This is a genomic window from Streptomyces sp. NBC_00466 (genome assembly GCF_041433995.1).
In the GTDB taxonomy this organism is placed as follows: Bacteria; Actinomycetota; Actinomycetes; order Streptomycetales; family Streptomycetaceae; genus Streptomyces.
The window spans coordinates 2,135,435-2,157,292 of record NZ_CP107896.1; the positions used below are offsets into that span (position 1 = coordinate 2,135,435).

General features: G+C 71.5%; 20 protein-coding genes. 13 read left to right on the forward strand and 7 right to left on the reverse strand.

Going from position 1 to position 21,858, the window contains the following annotated elements:
- Nucleotides 1–61: 61 nt before the first annotated feature.
- Complete coding sequence (locus tag OG210_RS09295) at nucleotides 62–664, forward strand: nucleoside triphosphate pyrophosphatase (RefSeq protein ID WP_328330604.1); 603 nt, start codon at nucleotides 62–64, stop codon at nucleotides 662–664.
- Nucleotides 665–689: 25 nt separating this feature from the next.
- On the opposite strand, the gene OG210_RS09300 is transcribed toward OG210_RS09295, so the two are convergent.
- Nucleotides 690–1,976, reverse strand: coding sequence for a carboxylesterase family protein (locus OG210_RS09300; protein WP_328330602.1), 1,287 nt, complete (start codon nucleotides 1,974–1,976; stop codon nucleotides 690–692).
- A gap of 29 nt (nucleotides 1,977–2,005) precedes the next feature.
- The gene (locus OG210_RS09305; protein WP_371540223.1) at nucleotides 2,006–3,373 is read right to left on the reverse strand and encodes an MFS transporter; all 1,368 of its coding nucleotides are present in this window, start codon (nucleotides 3,371–3,373) and stop codon (nucleotides 2,006–2,008) included.
- A 327-nt stretch (nucleotides 3,374–3,700) separates the two neighbouring features.
- Here OG210_RS09305 and OG210_RS09310 point away from each other — a divergent pair, with 327 nt between their 5' ends.
- The 8 genes from OG210_RS09310 (at nucleotide 3,701) to OG210_RS09345 (ending at nucleotide 10,932) form a co-directional block, all read left to right on the forward strand.
- The gene (locus tag OG210_RS09310) at nucleotides 3,701–5,188 is read left to right on the forward strand and encodes a 2-hydroxymuconic semialdehyde dehydrogenase (RefSeq protein ID WP_371535734.1); all 1,488 of its coding nucleotides are present in this window, start codon (nucleotides 3,701–3,703) and stop codon (nucleotides 5,186–5,188) included.
- 35 nt (nucleotides 5,189–5,223) lie between these two features.
- Nucleotides 5,224–6,066, forward strand: coding sequence for a 2-keto-4-pentenoate hydratase (locus OG210_RS09315; RefSeq protein ID WP_371540225.1), 843 nt, complete (start codon nucleotides 5,224–5,226; stop codon nucleotides 6,064–6,066).
- 101 nt (nucleotides 6,067–6,167) lie between these two features.
- Entirely contained in the window at nucleotides 6,168–7,055 is an 888-nt protein-coding gene (locus tag OG210_RS09320; RefSeq protein ID WP_371540228.1) for an acetaldehyde dehydrogenase (acetylating), read from the forward strand.
- Nucleotides 7,052–8,083: a 4-hydroxy-2-oxovalerate aldolase gene (dmpG, locus tag OG210_RS09325; protein ID WP_328330596.1), complete on the forward strand. Its 1,032-nt coding sequence runs from the start codon at nucleotides 7,052–7,054 to the stop codon at nucleotides 8,081–8,083. Before OG210_RS09320 ends, dmpG begins: the two co-directional genes overlap by 4 nt.
- Before the next feature lie 74 nt (nucleotides 8,084–8,157).
- On the forward strand, nucleotides 8,158–8,955 hold the full coding sequence (locus OG210_RS09330) for a 2-keto-4-pentenoate hydratase (protein ID WP_371540229.1): 798 nt from the start codon (nucleotides 8,158–8,160) through the stop codon (nucleotides 8,953–8,955).
- Nucleotides 8,952–9,413, forward strand: coding sequence for a RidA family protein (locus tag OG210_RS09335; protein WP_328330594.1), 462 nt, complete (start codon nucleotides 8,952–8,954; stop codon nucleotides 9,411–9,413). The genes OG210_RS09330 and OG210_RS09335 overlap by 4 nt, the downstream gene beginning before the upstream one ends.
- Nucleotides 9,410–9,931, forward strand: a complete 522-nt coding sequence (locus tag OG210_RS09340; RefSeq protein ID WP_371535737.1) for a 3-hydroxyanthranilate 3,4-dioxygenase — start codon at nucleotides 9,410–9,412, stop codon at nucleotides 9,929–9,931. Before OG210_RS09335 ends, OG210_RS09340 begins: the two co-directional genes overlap by 4 nt.
- Nucleotides 9,932–9,933: 2 nt before the next feature.
- Entirely contained in the window at nucleotides 9,934–10,932 is a 999-nt protein-coding gene (locus OG210_RS09345) for an amidohydrolase family protein (protein WP_328330590.1), read from the forward strand.
- A 14-nt stretch (nucleotides 10,933–10,946) separates the two neighbouring features.
- Here OG210_RS09345 and OG210_RS09350 read toward each other — a convergent pair whose 3' ends face one another.
- A complete protein-coding gene (locus OG210_RS09350) occupies nucleotides 10,947–11,897 on the reverse strand; it encodes a LysR substrate-binding domain-containing protein (RefSeq protein WP_328330588.1) in 951 nt (316 codons plus the stop codon).
- Between the two features lie 28 nt (nucleotides 11,898–11,925).
- A complete protein-coding gene (locus tag OG210_RS09355) occupies nucleotides 11,926–12,381 on the reverse strand; it encodes a hypothetical protein (protein WP_328330587.1) in 456 nt (151 codons plus the stop codon).
- Between the two features lie 533 nt (nucleotides 12,382–12,914).
- Here OG210_RS09355 and OG210_RS09360 point away from each other — a divergent pair.
- Entirely contained in the window at nucleotides 12,915–14,666 is a 1,752-nt protein-coding gene (locus OG210_RS09360) for a biotin carboxylase N-terminal domain-containing protein (RefSeq protein WP_328330586.1), read from the forward strand.
- A gap of 235 nt (nucleotides 14,667–14,901) precedes the next feature.
- On the opposite strand, the gene OG210_RS09365 is transcribed toward OG210_RS09360, so the two are convergent.
- The gene (locus OG210_RS09365) at nucleotides 14,902–15,879 is read right to left on the reverse strand and encodes a DeoR/GlpR family DNA-binding transcription regulator (protein ID WP_328330585.1); all 978 of its coding nucleotides are present in this window, start codon (nucleotides 15,877–15,879) and stop codon (nucleotides 14,902–14,904) included.
- Between the two features lie 171 nt (nucleotides 15,880–16,050).
- On the reverse strand, nucleotides 16,051–17,490 hold the full coding sequence (locus OG210_RS09370) for an NAD(P)H-quinone dehydrogenase (RefSeq protein ID WP_328330583.1): 1,440 nt from the start codon (nucleotides 17,488–17,490) through the stop codon (nucleotides 16,051–16,053).
- A 237-nt stretch (nucleotides 17,491–17,727) separates the two neighbouring features.
- Here OG210_RS09370 and OG210_RS09375 point away from each other — a divergent pair, with 237 nt between their 5' ends.
- From OG210_RS09375 to OG210_RS09385, 3 genes are all read left to right on the forward strand, one after another.
- Nucleotides 17,728–18,165, forward strand: coding sequence for a gamma-glutamylcyclotransferase (locus OG210_RS09375; protein ID WP_328330581.1), 438 nt, complete (start codon nucleotides 17,728–17,730; stop codon nucleotides 18,163–18,165).
- Between the two features lie 123 nt (nucleotides 18,166–18,288).
- Complete coding sequence (locus OG210_RS09380; RefSeq protein ID WP_328330579.1) at nucleotides 18,289–19,119, forward strand: purine-nucleoside phosphorylase; 831 nt, start codon at nucleotides 18,289–18,291, stop codon at nucleotides 19,117–19,119.
- A gap of 166 nt (nucleotides 19,120–19,285) precedes the next feature.
- Nucleotides 19,286–20,947: a phospho-sugar mutase gene (locus tag OG210_RS09385; protein WP_328330577.1), complete on the forward strand. Its 1,662-nt coding sequence runs from the start codon at nucleotides 19,286–19,288 to the stop codon at nucleotides 20,945–20,947.
- Between the two features lie 127 nt (nucleotides 20,948–21,074).
- On the opposite strand, the gene OG210_RS09390 is transcribed toward OG210_RS09385, so the two are convergent.
- On the reverse strand, nucleotides 21,075–21,785 hold the full coding sequence (locus OG210_RS09390) for an SDR family oxidoreductase (RefSeq protein WP_328330575.1): 711 nt from the start codon (nucleotides 21,783–21,785) through the stop codon (nucleotides 21,075–21,077).
- Nucleotides 21,786–21,858: the final 73 nt, after the last annotated feature.

The following is a 21,858-nucleotide window of genomic DNA, read 5'->3' on the forward strand; positions in this document are numbered from 1 at the left end:
CGGGCCGTCCGGCTGCTCCGGGCGCGGCCGTACGGGTCATACGGGGCCATACGATGGGCCCATGACTGCTCAGCGCCGGCTCGTTCTCGGTTCCGCATCGCCCGCCCGTCTCGGACTGCTCCGCAACGCCGGTCTCGACCCCGAGGTGATCGTCAGCGGCGTGGACGAGGACGCGATCAGCGCACCCACCCCGGCCGAGCTCGCTCTGGTACTGGCCGAGGCCAAGGCCCGGTCCGTCGCCGCCCGCGACGCCGCGGCCGGAGCCCTCGTCATCGGCTGCGACTCCGTGCTGGAGCTGGACGGCGAGGCGCTCGGCAAGCCCGCCCACGCCGAAGAGGCCACCGCGCGCTGGATGTCGATGCGCGGCCGGGCGGGCGTCCTGCAGACCGGCCACTGCGTGATCGACACCGCGACCGGCCGCAGCGCGTCGGCCACCGCCTCCACCACGGTCCGCTTCGGCGAGCCGACGGACGCCGAGGTCGCCGCGTACGTGGCTAGCGGCGAACCGCTCCATGTCGCGGGGGCCTTCACCCTCGACGGCCGCTCGGCGCCGTTCATCGACTCCATCGAGGGCGACCACGGCAATGTCATCGGCCTCTCACTGCCGCTGCTGCGCAAGCTGCTGGCCGGCCTTGACGTATCCCTGACGGACCTCTGGGTCTGAGCGGCGGGGGTCTGAGCGGCGGCTGCTAACGGCCCGGTACCGGCCCCTCGGAGCAGTGCAGCGGTCCGGGCGCCGCGCCGGGAACTCCGGTCCGTACGAAGCCGAGCCAGGTGGCGCGCATCGCGGCGCCGAGCGCGTCGGCCTCCTCCCAGGGCGTGCTGCCCAGCATCGGGGCGCCCTGCCAGGCCTCCTCGCCGCCCAGCAGCAGCGGCAGTTCGACGCAGTGCGTCGCGCCGAAGGCCGAGTCCGCCGGGCGCCAGTCGAGGCGGTAGGAGTACACACGGGCGCCGGCCCGTACGAGCCGGCCGCCCAGCTCCGCGAGCGGAGCGGCGTACATCTGCTCGGTGAGCTCTGCCGGATCGCCCTCCACGCCGGGGAAGGCGGTCATGTCGTCGGCGTTCCAGCCGTACAGGACGTCCAGACCGCTTACGTGCTCCGCGAAGGCCGCACCGTCCGGGGCCAGCACACCGTCGACCGGGCTGAAGGGAGGCTCCATCGCGCTGCCCGACCTGAGCAGATGGGCCACCGCGGTCTCCCGCTGCGCTTCCAGGAGCGCCGGATGGCCCGCTGTCGCAGGGGACTCGCCCCGCGCCGCGAGGTGATCCGCGAAGACCCGGCCGAGCTCGGCCGCGTCGTCGCGGGACCGCTCGGTGAGCGCCAGCGGGGCGCTCTGCAGGATCGCCCGGCGGAAGAGCCCGCGGGCCTCGTCCATCTCCATGAGCAGCCGGATCGAGATCCCGCCCGCCGACTGGCCGAAGACGGTGACGCTGCCGGGGTCGCCCCCGTACTCCGCGATGTGCTCCCGCACCCAGCGGAGCGCTTCGAGCTGGTCGTACAGGCCGAGGTTCCCCTCGCTGACGCCGTCGAGACAGAGGTAACCGAGCGCGCCGACACGGTAGTTGACGCCGACGACCACCACATCGCCCTGGGTGGCGAGCGCGCCGCCGTCGTACCAGTCCATGAGCCCGGCGCCGCTGCTGAACCCGCCGCCGTGGAACCAGACCATCACCGGGCGCGCCCCGCCGTCCCTGGCCGGGGTGGTGACCGTCAGATTCAGGCAGTCCTCGCCCTGGGGGCGGCTGTCGTGGGGCGGGCCCATCACCGCGTCCAGCCGGGACGGCGGCTGCGGGCAGATCTCACCACTGGACGGGCGGGTGTCATCCGCCGCCACGGCACGCGGCCGCCCGAAGCGCTCCGCCGTCGCATAGCGGATGGGACCGGTCCGGATCAGCCCGGAGCCGGCCGCCCCGGAGCCGGCCGGCCCGGCCCCGGTCGGTACAGCCCCGGTCAGCCCTGCGCCCGAGCCCGTCATCTCGTACCTCCTGTGTCGGTCACCGGCGGTCAGCCGGTGAGGGAGTCCGCGGCAACAGTGTCCGCCGGGTGCACCGTGTCCGCGTCGGCGCCCTCCGGCACCAGCCGGAACAGCGCGACCGCCCCGCCCAGGCTGACCGCGCAGATCACCGCGAGATACCAGGTCACACCGGTGGACGTCCCGCCGGCGTTCAGCAGCGCGGTGGCGATCACGGGGGCCAGACCGCCGCCCAGGATGGCACCGCTCTGCAGGATCACCGAGGACCCCGAGTATCTGACCCGGGCCGGGAAGGTGTCCGCGATGATGGCGCCCTGCACGCAGTGGGTCACCGGGATGATGAGCCCCATCCCCACCAGCGCGACCACGGCGAGCACGGAGTTGCCGGTGTTCAGCAGCGGGAAGAAGACCACGCACCAGACCAGGATGGCGGCGGAGCCCGCGATGAACATCGTGCGCCGGCCGTGCCGGTCCGCGTACGTCGTCCACACCGGTATCGCCGCGAACCAGAGCACGGCCGCCGCGGTCACGCTCAGGATCAGGAACTGCTTGTCGTAGTGCAGGTGTTCGCTGCCGTACGAGAGCGTGAACACCATGAACACGTACGCGACGGCCGAGTTGGCGACCACGGCGAGCAGCGTCAGCACCAGCCGGGGGAAACCGGCCTTCAGGGACTCCGCCAGCGGGAACCTGACCACCTCGCCCTCGGCGAGCACCCGGTGGAAGGACGGGGATTCGGTGACCCGGAGCCTGATCACCAGGCCCACCGCGACCAGGACGAAGCTCAGCAGGAACGGCACCCGCCAGCCCCACGAGGTGAACGCGTGGTCGCCGAGCAGCGAGTTGGCGGCCAGGAAGACGACGTTCGCCAGGACCAGGCCGGCCGGGGTCCCCATCTGCGGGAAGCCCGCGTAGAGGTTCCGCCTGGCCCCCGGCGCGTGCTCCATCGACATCAGGGTGGCGCCCGCGCCCTCACCGCCCAGCCCGATGCCCTGGATGATGCGCAGGGTGACGAGCAGCACCGGCGACCAGAAGCCGATCGAGGCATAGCTCGGGATGAGACCGATGAGGGTGGAGCCGGTCCCCATCAGGACCAGGGAGACCACGAGGGTCGCCTTGCGCCCGATCCGGTCGCCGAAGTGGCCGAAGACCAGGCCGCCGAGCGGTCGCGCGACGAAGCCGACGGCGAGGGTGCTGAAGGCGGCGAGGGTGCCGGCCGCGGGGCTGAGGGACGGGAAGAACTGCTTGTTGAAGATCAGCGCGGCGGCCGTGCCGTAGAGGAAGAAGTCGTACCACTCCAGGGTCGTGCCGGCGAGCGTCGCGACAGCGGTCCTGGCGGGGGTGGCGGGGGTGGCCTGTGTGGTGGGGGTGGACGCGGGGGCGCCGTCCGGGCTCTCCACGGAGTGTGGCCGGTCCACGGAGGACTGCTTCACAGGTGGCTGGTCCGCAGGTGACTGGTTCACAGGTGACTGGTTCACAGGTGACTGGTTCACGGGGGATTGGTTCACGGGGTGACCTCTCGCTTGTTCCGTGGATCGTGGCGCCGTGTGCCATGACACACAAATACCGATTCCGGACCCCTCCATAGCTGTTTCGGTATAGCGGAGAGCTCCCCTCCTGGCCCCTCCAGGCCCCTTCCGGCCAGGAATCAGATATGCCCATTCAGTTATGGCAAGCCACAGGAAGTGCATTTGTCCGGCATGGCTCGGCGGATCACAGTGGGACGCATGACGGCAGATGCAGGGCGGTGGATCCGCAACTTCATAGACGGACGGTTCGTGGACCCGACGGACGCCGAGAGCGCAGTCCGGGGCTTCGACGCGGTGGACCCGGCCACCGGCCTGGTGTTCGCCCGGGTGCACGAGGCGGACAGATCGCTGGTCGACCGGGCCGTACGGGGGGCCAGGCGGGCCCTGCACGACGGCTGGGCGAGCACGCCCGTCGCGGAGCGGACCGCTCTGCTGCGGCGGGCCGCCGACCGGATCGAGGCGCGCTTCGACGAGTTCGTGGCGGCCGAGGTCGCCGACACCGGCAAACCGGTGGCCCAGGCGCGGACGCTCGACGTCCCGCGGGCCATCGCCAACTTCCGCGCCTTCGCGGACGTGGTCGCGGCGGCCGGACAGGAGTCGTTCCTCACCGACCTCCCCGGTGGCCGTCAGGCTCTCAACTACGCCGTACGCAAGCCACTTGGGGTCGTCGCGGTCATCGTGCCGTGGAACCTGCCGCTCCTGCTGCTGACCTGGAAGGTCGCCCCGGCGCTCGCCTGCGGCAACGCGGTGGTCGTCAAGCCCAGCGAGGAGACACCCGCCACCGCTGCCCTGCTGGCCGGGGTACTGGCCGAAGCCGGCCTGCCCGCCGGGGTGTACAGCGTGGTCCACGGCTTCGGCGGCGACTCCGCGGGCGCGTATCTGACCTCGCATCCGGGGATCGACGGGGTGACCTTCACCGGCTCGTCCGCCACCGGCTCGCACGTCATGAAAACCGTCGCGCCGCGCGTCCGCCCGGTCTCCTTCGAGCTGGGCGGCAAGAACGCCGCCATCGTCTTCGACGACGTCGATATCGACGAGGCGCTCGACGGACTGACCAGATCCGTCTTCACCAACACCGGTCAGGTCTGCCTCTGCACCGAGCGGGTGTACGTGCAGCGCTCCGTGTTCGCGGACATCGCGGACGGACTGGCCGAACGGGCGCGCGCCCTGCGCCTCGGCTCACCGGCCGACGAGCGGACCACCACAGGACCGCTGATCTCGCAGGCCCACCGCGCCAAGGTGCTGGGCTACTTCGACCTGGCCGAGCAGGCCGGGGCGAAGGTGCTCACCGGTGGCGGCGTGCCGGAGCTGGGCCAGGAGCTGGCGGGCGGTTCGTGGATCGAGCCGACCCTCTGGACCGGGCTGACCAACGCGGACCGCCCCGTACGCGAGGAGATCTTCGGCCCGGTGGCCGCGCTGATCCCCTTCGACACCGAGGAGGAGGCCGTCGCGCTCGCCAACGACACCGAGTACGGCCTCGCGGCCTCCGTCTGGACCAATGACCTGCGCCGCGGGCACCGGGTGGCCCAGGCGATGGACACTGGCATGGCCTGGGTCAACACCTGGTTCCTGCGCGACCTGCGCTCCCCCTTCGGGGGTACGGGGCTCTCCGGCATCGGCCGGGAGGGCGGCGCGTCCTCGATGCACTTCTACACCGAGCCGACGAATGTGTGCGTGCAACTGTGAACGATCACCCCGCCCCCTCGGGAACCCCCGCAGGAATCCCCTCGGAAGCCTCCGCCGCGGCGCCCTCCGCGCGGATCGGCTCCGCGGTCGCGCGGCTCACCGGAGCCGCGGCCACCCGTACCCCGTGCGCACCCGTCAGGGAATTCATCGGCAGCACGGATCTGGACGCCGCCTACGAGGTGCAGCGGCAGCTCGCCGAGGCCAGGAGCGCCGCCGGCGCACGGGTCACCGGCGCCAAGATCGGGCTCACCGCCCCCGTCGTACAGCAGCAGTTCGGCGTCTTCCAGCCGGACTTCGGGGTGCTCTTCGACGACATGGTGTACGCCCACACCGAGCCGCTGCCGCTCGGCCGGTTCCTCCAGCCGCGCGCCGAGGGCGAGATCGCCTTCGTGCTCGGCCGGGACATCGACCGGCCGGGCGCGGGCGTCGCGGACGTCCTGCGGGCGACCGAGTTCGTGCTCCCCGCCATCGAGATCGTGGACTCCCGTATCGCCGGCTGGGACCTGTCCATCACCGACACCGTGGCGGACAACGCGTCCAGCGGCGCGGTCGTCCTCGGCACCACCCCGTACTCACTGACCGGCCTCGACCTCGCCCGGGTCGGGATGACGCTCCAGCGGGACGGCGAGCCGGTCGCGTTCGGGGCCGGTCACGCCTGCCTCGGCTCACCGGTCGTGGCGGTGGCCTGGCTGGCGCGCGAACTCATCGAGCGGGGGCGGCCGTTGCGCGAGGGCGACGTGATCATGTCCGGCGCGCTCGGGCCGATGGTGCCGGTCACCGGGCCCGGCCGGTTCCGGCTCGCACTGGACGGCCTCGGCGAGGTCGAGGCCGTCATCGAGGGGGCGGCGGAGACCGCCGGCGAGGAGAAGACCCAGTGAAGGAACCAGTGAAGGACCCTGTGAACCCGTCAGCATCCGGCGGGGCAGCCGGCTCCGTCCCGGTCGCCGTCATCGGCTCCGGCAACATCGGGACCGATCTCATGATCAAGGTCCTGCGGCTGTCGAAGACGCTGCGCATGGGCGCGATGGCGGGCATCGACCCGGCGTCGGACGGCCTCGCGCGCGCCGCACGGCTCAAGGTCGCCACCACCCACCGGGGCGTCGAGGGTCTGGTGGAGATGGCGGAGTTCGCCGACATCAAGGTCATCTTCGACGCCACATCGGCGGGCGCCCACGTCCGTAACGCCGAACTCGCCCGTGCCCACGGGAAGTTGATGGTCGATCTGACCCCGGCTGCGCTCGGCCCCTTCGTCGTGCCATCGGTCAATCTCGACGAGCACCTGGAAGCGCCTGACGTCAACATGGTGACCTGCGGCGGCCAGGCGACCATCCCGGTCGTCGCCGCGGTCTCCCGGATCGCCCCGGTCGCGTACGGCGAGATCGTCGCCTCCATCGCGTCCCGCTCGGCGGGACCCGGCACCCGCGCCAACATCGACGAGTTCACCGAGACCACCAGCGAGGCCATCCGGGTGGTCGGCGGCGCCGCGGTGGGCAAGGCGATCATCGTGCTCAACCCCGCCGAGCCGCCGCTCGCCATGCGCGACACGGTGCACTGCCTGGTCGAGGGGACCGTGCCGGCCGGCGTACGGGAGCGGATCGCCGCCTCCGTACGGGAGATGGCCGACGCGGTACGCGCGTACGTACCCGGCTACCGGCTCAAGCAGGACGTGCAGTTCGAGGACATCACCGACGTCCTGGTCCCGGCGCTCGGCCGGCGGGTCACCGGGGTGCGGGTCTCGGTTTTCCTGGAGGTCGTCGGCGCGGGCCACTACCTGCCCGACTACGCAGGCAACCTCGACATCATGACCTCCGCCGCGGTCCGCACGGCCGAGAAGATCGCCGCACTCCGAGGATGGGTGACCGCATGAAGCTCTACGTACAGGATGTGACCCTCCGCGACGGCATGCACTCGATGGGGCACATGTACACCGTCGACCAGGTGCGCCGGATCGTCGGCGCGCTGGACCGGGCCGGGGTCGCCGCCATCGAGGTCGCGCACGGCGACGGGCTCGGCGGGTCGAGCGCCACCTACGGCTTCGGCGCGCACACCGACGAGGAGTGGATCGAGGCCGCCGCCGATGTACTGGTCCACGCGAAGCTCACCACCCTGCTGCTGCCCGGCATCGGCACCATCGAGCATCTGCGCCGGGCGCACGCGCTGGGCGTACGGAGCGTGCGCGTCGCCACCCACTGCACGGAGGCCGATGTCGCCGCCCAGCACATCGCCTGGGCGCGCGAGCACGGGATGGACGTCTCGGGCTTCCTGATGATGAGCCACCTCAACTCCCCCGGCGGCCTGGCCGAACAGGCCGCGCTGATGGAGTCGTACGGCGCGCACTGCGTGTACGTGACGGACTCCGGCGGCCGGCTGACGATGCGGGACGTCGCCGACCGGGTCGACGCGTACCGCGAGGTGCTCGACGCGTCCACCGAGATCGGCATCCACGCCCACGAGAACCTCTCGCTCTCCGTCGCCAACAGCGTCACAGCGGTGGAGCACGGCGCACGCCGGGTCGATGTGGCGCTGGCGGGCCAGGGCGCGGGGGCGGGCAACTGCCCGGCGGAGTCGCTCGTCGCGGTCGCGGACCTGATGGGCTGGGAGCACGGCTGCGACCTGTTCGCGCTGCAGGACGCGGCCGACGACATCGTCCGGCCGATGCGCAGCCGCCCGGTGCAGGTCGACCGGGAGACCCTGACCCTCGGGTACGCGGGCGTCTACTCCAGCTTCCTGCTGCACGCCGAGCGCGCCGCCGGGCGGTACGGGCTCGACACCCGGCAGATCCTCCTGGAGGCCGGCCGCCGGCAGCTGGTCGGCGGCCAGGAGGACCTGATCGTGGACATCGCACTGGACCTGGCCGCGCGGCGCGGGTCCCTGACGGACGGGAGCGGCCAGTGACCGCGGAAGAGACCACCACGGCCACCACGCCCGCCACGCCCGCCACCGGCCCCGGGCCCCTCGCCACGGCCACCGTGGACGAGCTGGCGGCGCGGCTCGACGCGGCGCAGACGTCCCGGACCGACACCCCGAGCCTCGCCGACACCCACACCTTCGGCATCGACGACGCGTACGCGGTCCAGGCGGCGCTGCTGGCCCGCAGGCAGGCGCGCGGCGAGCACATCACCGGGGTGAAGCTGGGCTTCACCAGCAAGGCCAAGATGGCCCAGATGGGCGTGTCGGACGTGATCGTCGGCCGGCTGACCGACGCGATGCGGATCGCTGACGGCGACGACGTGGCGCTGGACCGCTTCATCCACCCGAAGGCCGAGCCCGAGGTCGCGTACCGGCTCTGCCGCGATGTCGACCTGGCCGACCCGCTGACGGACATCGAGTCGTGTGTGGACGCGATGGCCCCGGCGATCGAGATCATCGACTCCCGGTACCGGGACTTCCGCTTCACCTACGGCGATGTCGTCGCGGACAACACGTCGGCGGCCGGCTATGTGATCGGCCCCTGGCGCCCGGTCGGCGAAGCGGCCAACCGCGCGGTCCGGCTGCGTACCGGCACGGCCGAGGTGACCGGTTCGACGGCCGCCATCCTCGGCGATCCGGTGCACGCGCTGCACGCGCTGCTCGACATGTGCCGCCGCCGGAGCATCCCGCTGCGGGCCGGGCATGTCGTGCTCGCGGGCGCGGCGACGGCGGCGGTCCCGCTGGCGGCGGGCGTGACCACGTGCGACGTGGCCGGGCTGGGCTCGGTCTCGCTGAAGTCCGTGTCGCGGAATCCCGGGTCGCCGAAGTCCGGGTCGCCGAAGGGGGCCGCCCGATGAGCGGCGCACAGGTGATCAGCGGCCGGGCCACCCCGCGCGGCAGGTTCCCGCACGTGAAGGTCGTCGGCGATGCCGTCTACGTCTCGGGCACCAGCTCGCGCAGGCCGGACAACACCTTCGTGGGCGCCGAGGCCGACGAACTGGGCACCACCCGGCTGGACATCAGGGCGCAGACCCGCGCCGTGATCGAGAACATCCGGGCAATCCTCGCCGAGGTGGGCGCGGAGCTCGCGGACGTCGCCCAGCTCACCACGTATCTGGTCTCCATGAACGACTTCGGCGGCTACAACGAGGTCTACGGCGAGTACTTCGACGAGCAGGGCCCGACCAGGACCACAGTGGCGGTGCACCAGCTGCCGCACCCGCATCTGCTGATAGAGATCCAGGCCGTCGCCCATCTGCCCGGCACCACAGATTCACACAGTACGGATTCACACAGCACGGAGGTGCCCTCATGACCGCCATCCCCCCGGTCATCGATTTCCAGGGCTGGATCACCGAGCACGAGCACCTGCTCAAGCCCCCGGTGAACAACAGGACCATGTCGCTCGGCGAGGACTTCATCGTCCAGATCGTCGGTGGCCCCAACGAGCGGACCGACTACCACCTCGACCCGTACGAGGAGTGGTTCTACCAGGTCAAGGGGGATATGCACGTCAACGTCATGACCGAGGAGGGCCCGCGGACCGTGCACATCAAGGAGGGCGAGGCCTGGCTGCTGCCCGGCAGCCTCCCGCACTCCCCGCAGCGGCCCGACGCGGGCTCGATCGGTCTGGTCATCGAGCGGGTACGAGAGGAGGGGACCGTGGAGCGGTTCCAGTGGTACTGCCTTGACTGCGCGGCCCTCGTCCACGAGACCGAACTCCAGGTCCGGGACATCGTCGCCGATCTGCCGCCGGTGTTCGCCGAGTTCTACGACAACGAGGAGGCCCGGAACTGCCCGCAGTGCGGCGCCCTCCACCCCGGGAAGGGCTGACCGTGGACCGTACGATCGACATCCACACCCACTACGTGCCGCGCGGCTGGCCTGACCTGACAGCCGACGCCGGTCCTGACGCGCCGTGGCTGCGGATCGAGTCCGAGGCCGAGGCCATGATCATGATGGGCACCCGGGAGTTCCGCCGGATCCAGCGGGACTGCTGGGACGCGGAGACCCGGCTGCGCGACATGGACGCGGACGGCGTACGGACCCAAGTGGTCTCCCCCACCCCGGCGTTCTTCCAGTACGGCCGCAGCGGCGCCGAGGCCGCCAGGATCGCGCGGATCTTCAACGATCTGGCCCTGGAGATCGTCGCCCCGGCACCGGACCGGCTGATCCCGTTCTGCCAGGTGCCGCTGCAGGACACCGACGCGGCCTGCCGCGAGGTGGAGCGCAGCGTCGCCAACGGCCACCGGGGGGTGGAGATCGGCAACCATGTCGGGGATCTCGACCTGGACAGCGAAGGGGTCGTGACCTTCCTCCAGCACTGCGCATCGCTGGATGTGCCGGTCTTCGTGCACCCCTGGGACATGGCCAGCTCGCCCCGGCTCGACCGCTGGATGGCGCAGTGGCTCACCGCGATGCCCGCGGAGACCCATCTGTCGATCCTCGCGCTGATCCTGGGCGGGGTCTTCGACCGGATCGACGACCGGCTGAAGATCTGCTTCGCGCACGGCGGCGGGTCGTTCGCGTTCTGGCTGGGCCGGATGGAGAACGCGTGGCACGGCCGCCACGACGTCATCGGCACCTCGCAGTTCCCGCCGTCGCACTACCTCGGCCGGTTCTACGTGGACTCGGTGGTCTTCGACGACCGCGCGCTGCGGCTGCTGGTCGACACGGTCGGCGCCGACCGGGTGATGGTGGGCAGCGACTACCCGTACCCGCTGGGCGAACGCCCCGTCGGCGACGTCGTCCGCAAGAGCGGCTTCCTCACCGGGGCGGACCGCGCGCTGATCAGCCACGGCAACGCGGAGCGCTTCCTGGGAGCGGCCCGCTGAGCGCCGGACCCGGCTCAGCCGGAGCTGTCGTCACCGGCGCCCTGCGGGACCATACCGGCGGCGACCTCCTCCAGGCCCGTGATCAGCGCCCGTGCGGAGGGGCTCGGCGTACTGGCGGCGGGCAGGGTCAGTCCGACGCTGTGCCCGATGGGCTCCAGCGGGATGCCGAGGCGGACGATCCTGGGGTCGTCGCGGGTGATCAGGCTCGGCAGCGCCGCCACCACATCGGTCTCCAGCAGGAGTTGGCGCACCGTCAGGAACGAGGTGGTCTCCACCCGGTTCATCGGCAGGGCGATTCCGTGCCGGGCGAAGAACTCCTCCATCTCCCGGCGGAGCGCGGTCTCGGCGCCCGGCAGGATCCACGGGTAGTGCGCCAGCTCCGCGAGATCCACCGCGGGCTGCCCGGCGAGCGCGTGCGAGGCCCTGACGACCAGCTCGACCGACTCGTCGTACAGCTTGCGGCGGACGGTGCGCTCGTCGGACGGTACGGTCAGCCGCCCCACGATGAAGTCGACGCGCCCTGCCTCCAGTTCGAGGAGCAGGGCCTCGGGTGACGCCTCCCTGACGACCACGGTGAGGTAGGGGCGCTCCTTCTTGACCGCGGCGATGGCGCGCGGCAGCAGCACGTTCGACCCGGCGAGGTGGGTGCCGACGATCACCGTGCCGCGGTCGGCGTCGGCCAGCTCCACCACATGGCGGCCCGCCTGCGTCAGCTCGGCCAGCACGGTGCGGGCATGGGCGGTGAAAGCCTCGCCGAAGACGGTCGCGGTGACACCGCGGGGGCCGCGCTCGAAGAGCGGCACGCCGAGGATGTCCTCCAGCTCGTGCAGACTGCGGGTCGCCGCGGGCTGTGTCACATGCAGTTCGGCGGCGGCGCCGACCACACTGCCCCGGCGGGAGAGCGCGTCGACGAGGACCAGATGACGGAACTTCAGCCGGCCGTCGAGCAGGCGGGGGATCTTCACCCCGCCGACCCTAGGGCCCTGGACCGTGTCAGACAGCCGCCGGGGCGCCGCCGGCCGCTTCGGGCTCGCCCCCGGCCGCTTCCGGCTCCGGGCGGTCCCCGTCGTACGCCACCAGGGTCAGGACGATCAGCCCGAGCACCACGACCATCACGACGAAGGCCGGCCAGCCGACCAGGCCCCAGGTGAGCGCGCCCAGGACGCCGTGCACCACGGCGCAGGTGATCAGCAGGATCCGGCCGAAGCGGCCGGGCGCGCGGTCCGTGATCCCGGCGCGCAGCGGGAAGAACGCGCAGAGCAGCAGATAGGCGCCGAAGACGCCCCCGGCCACCCAGGAGCCGGTGCTTATCGCGCTCGGCTTCAGGCCCGCCATGGACATGTTCTGGTTGTCGGCGACCTTGCCGAGTATCAGGTTCACGAAGGCGATCCCGAACGCCTCGACGAAGAGGACGATCGCGGCCACCAAGGCCACCGGCCTGCGTGCCATGAGCCACCCCCAGTCGGATCCCAGTCGGATCCCGCTCGGATCCCAGTCGGATCACCGGTCGGATCGCGGTCGGATGCGAGTCGAACCCGAGTCGAACCCGAGTCGAATCCCCGTCAGATACCGCTTGTTACCGCAAGTATGTGCGACACCGCGCAGGCTACTAACGGGTAGTCGCCTGGACAAGGGGTCTGGACGGTCAGAACGGGCGGCAAAGAATCGCCCGCCCCTTCGTAGGGACTCCACAAAGAAACGCGAGCCGCAGCGGTCCCGACCGACAGAGACCTAAGCCACATGGCGGGGCTACTGTGGGTTCCGGGAACCCTCCGTACCGTGGTGTGACAAGGGAATTCGCGACACCGCCGACGCCCGTGTCACACCGTGTGTGGGGAAGCTCACCTATGGGGACAGGTCGAAACGCGGTGTCGGCAGTCCCTAAACTCAGCTTGTTTCAGCGAACTCTTCGGCACGATGACCTGCCGAGTAAAACCCGCCTCGGGTGCGAGCGGGGATGACACAGCAAGGAGGGAGCCATCGTGCACAAGGTGCTCATCGCCAACCGTGGCGAGATCGCTGTCCGTGTCGCACGGGCCTGCCGGGACGCCGGGATCGCGAGCGTAGCCGTCTACGCCGAACCGGACCGGGACGCACTGCACGTACGCGCGGCCGACGAGGCGTTCGCCCTGGGCGGTGACACCCCGTCCGCCAGCTACCTGGACATGGGCAAGGTCCTCCAGGCGGCGAAGGACTCGGGCGCCGACGCCATCCACCCCGGATACGGCTTCCTCTCCGAGAACGCCGAATTCGCCCAGGCCGTCCTCGACGCCGGGCTCACCTGGATCGGCCCCCCGCCGCAGGCCATCCGCGACCTCGGTGACAAGGTCGCCGCCCGGCACATCGCGCAGCGCGCCGGCGCGCCGCTGGTCGCCGGTACCCCGGACCCGGTCGAGGGCTCCGACGAGGTCGTGGCGTTCGCCGAGCAGAACGGCCTGCCGATCGCGATCAAGGCGGCCTTCGGCGGCGGCGGGCGCGGCCTGAAGGTCGCCCGCACCCTCGAAGAGATCCCCGAGCTCTACGACTCGGCGGTCCGCGAGGCCGTCGCCGCCTTCGGCCGCGGCGAGTGCTTCGTCGAGCGCTACCTCGACAAGCCCCGGCACGTCGAGACCCAGTGCCTGGCCGACAAGCACGGCAACGTGGTCGTCGTCTCCACCCGTGACTGCTCCCTCCAGCGCCGCCACCAGAAGCTGGTGGAGGAGGCGCCCGCGCCCTTCCTGAGCGAGGAGCAGAACGCCGAGCTGTACGCCGCGTCCAAGGCCATCCTCAAGGAGGCCGGTTACGAGGGCGCGGGGACCGTCGAGTTCCTGGTGGGCGTCGACGGCACGATCTCCTTCCTCGAGGTCAACACCCGCCTCCAGGTGGAGCACCCGGTGACCGAAGAGGTCTCGGGCATCGACCTGGTCCGCGAGATGTTCCGCATCGCCGACGGCGAGGAGCTCGGCTACGGCGACCCCGAACTGCGCGGTCACTCCTTCGAGTTCCGTATCAACGGCGAGGACCCGGGCCGCGGCTTCCTGCCCGCCCCCGGCACCGTCACCACCTTCGCGCCGCCGACCGGCCCCGGTGTCCGCCTCGACGCGGGCGTCGAGTCGGGCTCGGTCATCGGCCCCGCCTGGGACTCGCTGCTCGCCAAGCTGATCGTCACCGGCGCCACCCGTGAGCAGGCTCTCCAGCGCGCCGCCCGCGCACTGGACGAGTTCACCGTGGAGGGCATGGCCACCGCCATCCCGTTCCACCGCGCGGTCGTCGCCGACCCGGCCTTCACGGCCGACCCCTTCCGCATCCACACCCGGTGGATCGAGACCGAGTTCGTCAACGAGATCCCGCCCTTCGCCGCCCCGTCCGACGCGGACGAGGACGAGGCCGGGCGCGAGACGATCGTCGTCGAGGTCGGCGGCAAGCGCCTTGAGGTCTCGCTGCCGTCCTCGCTGGGGATGACCCTGGCCCGTACCGGCCTGGCCGCGGGCGCCAAGCCCAAGCGCCGGGCGGCCAAGAAGGCCGGCTCCGCCGCTTCGGGCGACTCGCTCGCGTCCCCGATGCAGGGCACGATCGTCAAGGTCGCGGTCGAGGAGGGCCAGGAGGTCAAGGAGGGCGACCTCGTCGTCGTCCTGGAGGCGATGAAGATGGAGCAGCCGCTCAACGCGCACCGCTCCGGCACCGTCAAGAGCCTCACCGCCGAGGTCGGCGCCTCCGTCACGTCCGGCGCCTTGATCTGCGAGATCAAGGACTGACGCAGACAGGACCTGCACAGCGGGGACCTTGCACAGCGAGGACCTGCACAGCGAGGGCCGGCCACGGGAGTGGCCGGCCAACAGCTACGGGGCGAGCCCCCGGCCGGGCACACACCGGCCGGGGGCTCGCCCCGTGAATGAACCGTCAGTGAACGGGGCCGGAAGAGCCCCGGCGCCGAGGCGCTTTGACGAACCGGGGCACTTTGACGACAGGCCCCTGGGGCCTTTCGTCGCCCTAGCGGCGGCGCATATCCGCCACCCGCGCCTGCTGTTGGTGCTGTTGCTGCTCGGCGAGCGAGGCCGCGCTGCGCAGCGGCTGCGGCCCCGGCCCGCCGGGGTGCGTACGCCGCTGCCCGGGGAGCGGCATGTCCCTGCGGGGCGGCCGCCCGCCAGGTGCGCTCTCACCACCCGCGCCGGAGCCCGCGCCGCCGCCCTGCCCGGCCACCGCGATCTGTACGCCCTGGTCGGCGAGCGCCTGCAACTCCGTTGCCGCGCGGTCGTCCTGGGCGGACGGTTCATCGGTGACCAGCCGGGTGATCACATCCGTCGGCACGGTCTGGAACATGGTGTCGGTGCCCAGCTTGGTGTGGTCGGCGAGGACCACCACCTCCGCGGCGGCCTGCACCAGTGCCCGGTCGACGCTGGCCGAGAGCATGTTGGAGGTGGAGAGACCGCGCTCGGCGGTCAGCCCGCTGCCGGAGAGGAAGGCGCGGGAGACCCGGAGCCCCTGGAGGGACTGCTCGGCACCGCTGCCCACCAGCGCGTAGTTGGACCCGCGCAGCGTGCCGCCGGTCATCACCACCTCGACCCGGTTGGCATGGGCCAACGCCTGGGCCACCAGGAGGGAGTTGGTGACCACCGTCAGCCCTGGGACGCGTGCGAGCCGGCGGGCCAGCTCCTGCGTGGTCGTCCCCGCGCCCACCACGATGGCTTCGCCTTCTTCGACGAGCCCGGCGGCGAGATCGGCGATGGCCGTCTTCTCGGCGGTCGCGAGATGGGATTTCTGCGGAAAGCCGGACTCTCGCGTAAAACCACCCGGCAGTACCGCACCGCCATGGCGGCGGTCGAGGAGTCCTTCCGCCTCCAGCGCCCGCACGTCCCGCCGTACGGTCACTTCGGAGGTCTGGACGACACGGGCGAGCTCACGGAGCGACACGGCCCCATTGGCACGCACCATTTCAAGGATCAATTGGCGACGTTCAGCAGCGAACACGAAACAGACAGTAACCTGACCGGCCGATAGTTCTCAGCACTTTGCGCCGAAAAACAGAAGTTGCGCACAGATGGGGTCAGCAGGTGGTATACGGGGCGCGGTCACCGTTCGAACGGCACACCGACCCCGCCCGACTCCACCGGCCGGCCCGGCCCGCAGGCGCCCCTCGCGTCAGGCCTCGCCGGCCATCTTCCGGGTGTGCAACTGCCGTGCCACTTCGGCGATCGAGCCGGAGAGCGACGGGTACACGGTGAAGGCGTTCGCGATCTGCTCCACCGTCAGGTTGTTGTCGACCGCGATCGAGATCGGGTGGATCAGCTCGCTGGCCCGCGGGGACACGACCACCCCGCCGACCACGATGCCGGTACCGGGACGGCAGAAGATCTTGACGAAGCCGTCCCTGATGCCCTGCATCTTGGCGCGCGGGTTACGCAGCAGCGGCAGCTTGACGGCGCGCGCCACGATCTTGCCCGAGTCCACGTCGGCCTGGGTGTAACCGACGGTGGCGATCTCCGGGTCGGTGAAGACGTTGGAGGAGACCGTCTTGAGGTTCAGCGGCTGCACCGCGTCACCGAGGAAGTGGTACATCGCGATGCGGCCCTGCATGGCCGCGACCGAGGCGAGAGCGAAGATCCCGGTGACGTCACCGGCCGCGTAGACGCCGGGGGCGCTGGTACGGGAGACCTTGTCGGTCCAGATGTGGCCGGACTCCTTGAGCCGGACCCCGGCCTCGTCCAGACCCATGCCCGCGCTGTTCGGGATGGCGCCGACCGCCATCAGGCAGTGCGTGCCGGAGATGACCCGGCCGTCGGCGAGCGTGACCTCGACGCGGTCACCCACGCGCTTGGCGGCGGCGGCACGCGAGCGGGCCATCACGTTCATGCCCCGGCGGCGGAACACGTCCTCCAGGACGGCGGCGGCGTCCGGGTCCTCGCCGGGGAGCACCCGGTCACGGCTGGAGACGAGCGTGACGCGCGAGCCGAGCGCCTGGTAGGCGCCCGCGAACTCGGCGCCGGTGACACCGGAGCCGACCACGATGAGCTCCTCGGGGAGCTCGTCCAGGTCGTACACCTGCGTCCAGTTGAGGATGCGCTCGCCGTCCGGCTGGGCGTCCGGGATCTCCCGGGGGTGGCCGCCGGTCGCGAGCAGGACCGCGTCGGCCGTCAGCGTCTCCTCGGTGCCGTCGGCGGCGGTGACGACCACCTGGCGGGAGCCGTCCATCGCCTGCTGCCCGACGAGCCGGCCTCGGCCGCGCATCACCCGGGCGCCGGCCCTGGTGACCGACGCGGTGATGTCGTGGGACTGGGCGAGCGCGAGCCGCTTGACCCGCCGGTTCACCTTGCCGAGGTCCACGCCGACCACCCGGGCCGCCTGTTCCAGCGGTGGGGTGTCGTCGGCGACGATGATGCCCAACTCCTCGTACGAAGAGTCGAAGGTCGTCATCACCTCGGCCGTGGCGATCAGAGTCTTGGAGGGCACGCAGTCGGTGAGCACGGATGCGCCGCCGAGACCGTCGCAGTCGACGACGGTCACCTCCGCGCCGAGCTGGGCGCCCACCAGGGCAGCCTCATATCCGCCAGGTCCGCCGCCGATGATCACGATCCGGGTCACGAAAAATCCGCCTCGCGTTGTCACCCCGGCCGCACTGCCGCCCCGGCCGGGGGTCCGGGGGGTGCCCCCGGGGAATGCAGTACGTGCTTCATTGTCCCGCACTCTTCAAGATGCTTCACCCCCGGGGCACCCCCGGAGCGCCCCCACCCCGCCGGACGTGCCCGGGGACCCCCTTCCGGACGGCTGTCACGGCGAAGTGACCCGGCCCCGAAATCCCACTGTCGTACCCTCGACAGCATGTCGCTCTACGCCGCGTACGCCGGCAACCTCGACGCGCGGCTGATGAGTCGCCGCGCTCCGCACTCCCCCCTGCGCGGCACCGGCTGGCTCAACGGCTGGCGGCTGACCTTCGGCGGGGAGCAGATGGGCTGGGAGGGCGCGCTCGCCACCCTGGTGGAGGCCCCGCGCTCGCAGGTCTTCGTCGCCGTGTACGACATCGCCCCGATGGACCAGGACTCGATGGACCGCTGGGAGGGCGTCGGCCTCGACATATACCGGCGGATGCGGGTCCGGGTGGACACCATGGAGGGCGAGGAGCCCGCCTGGGTCTACGTACTGAACGGGTACGAGGGCGGGCTGCCGTCGGCGCGGTACCTGGGCGAGCTGGCCGACGCGGCCGAGTCCGCGGGCGCGCCGCACGACTATGTGATGGAGCTCCGCAAGCGCCCCTGCTGAGGGCCGCGGGGCCGCACCGCGGGGCCCCCACCGGGCGTTCGTCGGAAACGACAAGACAACGATCCCAACTCCGTCCACCAAGACATCTACGCGCGTAGGCCCAGAACGGTTACCCTCTTCGGCGTGAACGCTTCAGTTAACCCGGACATCCAGGGCGCCGCCGACAACCCCACTGTCGCCGCCGACGCCGCCGCCACCCGCCTGCGTGAGCTCACCGGTGCAGAGACCCACGATGTGGCCCTCGTGATGGGCTCCGGCTGGGCGCCGGCCGTCGACGCCCTGGGCACGCCAGTGGCCGACTTCGCCGTGACCGAACTGCCCGGGTTCCCGCCGCCCGCCGTGGAGGGCCACGGCGGACGCATCCGCTCGTACGCCGTCGGAGGCAAGCGCGCGCTGGTCTTCCTGGGCCGTACCCACTACTACGAGGGCCGCGGTGTCGCCGCCGTCTCGCACGGCGTGCGCACCGCCGTCGCGGCAGGCTGCAAGACCGTCGTCCTGACCAACGGCTGCGGCGGTCTGCGCGCGGGGATGCGCCCCGGCCAGCCGGTCCTCATCAGTGACCACATCAACCTGACGGCCACCTCGCCGATCATGGGCGCCAACTTCGTGGACCTCACCGACCTGTACTCGCCGCGGCTGCGCGCGCTGTGCAAGGAGGTCGACAACACGCTGGAAGAGGGCGTGTACGTCCAGTTCCCCGGCCCGCACTACGAGACGCCCGCCGAGATCAACATGGTCCGGGTGCTCGGTGGCGACCTGGTCGGCATGTCCACGGTGCTGGAGGCCATCGCCGCACGCGAGGCCGGCGCCGAGGTGCTCGGCATCTCGCTGGTCACGAACCTGGCGGCCGGACTGACCGGCGAGCCGCTCAACCACGAAGAGGTACTGCAGGCCGGCCGCGACTCGGCCGCACGGATGGGCTCGCTGCTCTCGAAGGTCCTGGAGCGGATCTGAGCCACGCCCCTGTGTTCTCCGTCCCGTGTCCTCAACCGCCGGGCAGGCTGAGAATCAGCCCCTCCGGCGTTTGAGGAACGGGGTCCGGGGCGTAACCCCGATGACGGGCACCAGCCCCACCCCGCGACCACATCGCGCCCCCGCCGCCCGAGAGAGGCAGACCACCGTGCAGCAGGACCTGATCACCCGCGCCAAGACCTGGCAGGCGGAGGACCCCGACACCGACACCCGCGAAGAGCTGGCACGGCTCATCGAGGCGGCCACGGGCGAATCGGACGACCCGGACGGCGCCGCCACCGCCGAGCTGGCCGCCCGCTTCAGCGGCACCCTCCAGTTCGGCACGGCCGGTCTGCGCGGAGAGCTGGGCGCGGGCCCGATGCGGATGAACCGCGCCGTCGTCATACGCGCAGCGGCCGGTCTCGCCGCGTACCTCAAGGCGCAGGGCCAGGCCGGCGGCCTGGTCGTCGTCGGCTACGACGCCCGCTACAAGTCCGCGGACTTCGCCAGGGACACCGCGGCTGTGCTGACCGGTGCGGGTCTGCGCGCCGCCGTACTGCCCCGCCCACTGCCCACCCCGGTGCTCGCCTTCGCCATCCGCCACCTCGGCGCGGTCGCGGGCGTCGAGGTCACCGCGAGCCACAACCCGCCGCGCGACAACGGCTACAAGGTCTACCTGGGTGACGGGTCGCAGATCGTTCCCCCGGCGGACACCGGGATCGCCGCGCGGATCGACGCGGTGCGGAGCCTGCACGACGTACCGCGCCCCGAGAGCGGCTGGGAGATCCTCGGCGAGGACGTCCTGGACGCCTATCTGTCCCGTACGGACGCCGTACTGACCTCCGGCTCCCCCCGCACCGCCCGCACCGTCTACACGGCGATGCACGGCGTCGGCACGGAGACCCTGCTCGCCGCGTTCGCCAGGGCCGGCTTCCCTGAGCCGGTGCTCGTCACCGAACAGGCCGAGCCGGACCCGGCGTTCCCGACGGTCGCCTTCCCCAACCCGGAGGAGCCGGGCGCGATGGACCTCTCCTTCGCGACGGCCCGCCGCGCCGCCCCCGACATCGTCATCGCCAACGACCCGGACGCGGACCGCTGCGCGGTGGCCGTCCCGTACGAGGGCGACTGGCGGATGCTGCGCGGCGACGAGCTGGGCGCGCTGCTCGCGGCGCACCTGGTACGGCGCGGGGTGACCGGCACGTTCGCCGAGTCGATCGTGTCGTCGTCGCTGCTCGGCCGGATCGCGGAGGCGGCCGCGCTGCCGTACGAGGAGACGCTGACCGGCTTCAAGTGGATCGCCCGCGTCGAGGGCCTGCGGTACGGGTACGAGGAGGCGCTCGGCTACTGCGTCGACCCCGACGGCGTACGCGACAAGGACGGCATCACGGCGGCGCTGCTCGTCGCCGAACTGGCCTCGGTGCTGAAGGCCGAGGGCCGCACGCTGCTCGACCTGCTCGACGAACTGGCCGTCCGGCACGGGCTGCACGCGACGGACCAGCTCTCGGTGCGCGTCGAGGACCTGTCGGTGATCGCGGACGCGATGCGCCGGCTGCGCGAACAGCCGCCGGCCGAGCTGGCGGGCCTCAAGGTCACGAGCGCCGAGGACCTGTCGAACGGCACGGAGCACCTCCCGCCGACGGACGGCCTGCGCTACCGCCTGGAGGGCGCCCGGGTGATCGTCCGCCCGAGCGGCACCGAGCCGAAGCTCAAGTGCTATCTGGAGGTGGTCCTCCCGGTGGACTCCATCGACGGCGTCCCGGCCGCCAGGACCCGGGCGGACCGGCTCCTGACGGCGATCAAGGCGGACCTGTCGCAGGCGGCGGGGCTGTAGGAACGGCGGCTCGGCAGGCACAGGGGATCGACCGCTCCGAGGCCCTGACGGCCCTCTGTCCGGATACCCGGGCAGGGGGCCGTTGTCTCACCAGGGCGGGTATCCGGAGCGGGTCACCAGGGCAGAGTCACCAGGGCAGGGTGCTCTCGGCGTCGAAGAAGCCCCCGGTCGGGCCGTCCGGGCCCACCTGGGCCATGCGCACGATGATCTCGGCGCCCTGCTCGACGGTCTGGATGCCCGTCTTCCCGTTCAGGTCGGTCCTGGTGAAGCCGGGCTCCACCGAGTTGATCCGCATCTCCGGGAACGCCTTCGCGTACTGCGTGGTGAGCATGTTGACCGCCGTCTTCGACGCCGGGTAGGCGACGCCCGGGTAGGCGTACGTGTGGGTGTCCGGGTCGGCGACCAGGGTCAGTGAGGCAAGAGCACTGCTGACGTTGACCACCACCGGGGCGGCGGAGCGCCGCAGCAGCGGCAGGAAGGCGTGGGTGACCCGCACGGTGCCGAAGACGTTCGTCTCGAACGTCGTCCGCATCATGTCGGCGGTGGTGTCCGCTGCGCCGCTCACGGTGCCGTCGTCGCTCATCTCGGCCTGGATACCGGCGTTGTTGATCAGTACGTCGAGCGCTCCCCCGGCCTCGATGACCTTGACCGCCGCCGCCACGGACGCGTCATCGGTGACATCGAGCTGAACCGCCCGCGCACCCAGCTCTGCGGCGGCCAGGCGCCCGCGTTCGGCATCGCGGCTGCCCAGGTAGACGGTGTGGCCCGCGGCGGTGAGGCGGCGGGCGGTCTCGTACCCGAGACCCTTGTTCGCTCCGGTGATCAGTGTTGTCGTCATGCCTCCACAGTGCAGCGGGGACGGGAGGTCAGCCAGGCGTCCCGTCTTCCTGTGACTGCCAGTACCAGGACGA

Excerpts from the sequence above, each read along its gene's own strand:
- OG210_RS09300 (WP_328330602.1), bottom strand. The coding sequence starts at position 1,976 with ATGACGGGCTCGGGCGCAGGGCTGACCGGGGCTGTACCGACCGGGGCC.
- OG210_RS09310 (WP_371535734.1), top strand. The coding sequence starts at position 3,701 with ATGACGGCAGATGCAGGGCGGTGGATCCGCAACTTCATAGACGGACGG.
- OG210_RS09355 (WP_328330587.1), bottom strand. The coding sequence starts at position 12,381 with ATGGCACGCAGGCCGGTGGCCTTGGTGGCCGCGATCGTCCTCTTCGTC.
- OG210_RS09335 (WP_328330594.1), top strand. The coding sequence starts at position 8,952 with ATGAGCGGCGCACAGGTGATCAGCGGCCGGGCCACCCCGCGCGGCAGG.
- OG210_RS09340 (WP_371535737.1), top strand. The coding sequence starts at position 9,410 with ATGACCGCCATCCCCCCGGTCATCGATTTCCAGGGCTGGATCACCGAG.
- dmpG (WP_328330596.1), top strand. The coding sequence starts at position 7,052 with ATGAAGCTCTACGTACAGGATGTGACCCTCCGCGACGGCATGCACTCG.
- OG210_RS09320 (WP_371540228.1), top strand. The coding sequence starts at position 6,168 with ATGATCAAGGTCCTGCGGCTGTCGAAGACGCTGCGCATGGGCGCGATG.
- OG210_RS09295 (WP_328330604.1), top strand. The coding sequence starts at position 62 with ATGACTGCTCAGCGCCGGCTCGTTCTCGGTTCCGCATCGCCCGCCCGT.
- OG210_RS09375 (WP_328330581.1), top strand. The coding sequence starts at position 17,728 with ATGTCGCTCTACGCCGCGTACGCCGGCAACCTCGACGCGCGGCTGATG.
- OG210_RS09390 (WP_328330575.1), bottom strand. The coding sequence starts at position 21,785 with ATGACGACAACACTGATCACCGGAGCGAACAAGGGTCTCGGGTACGAG.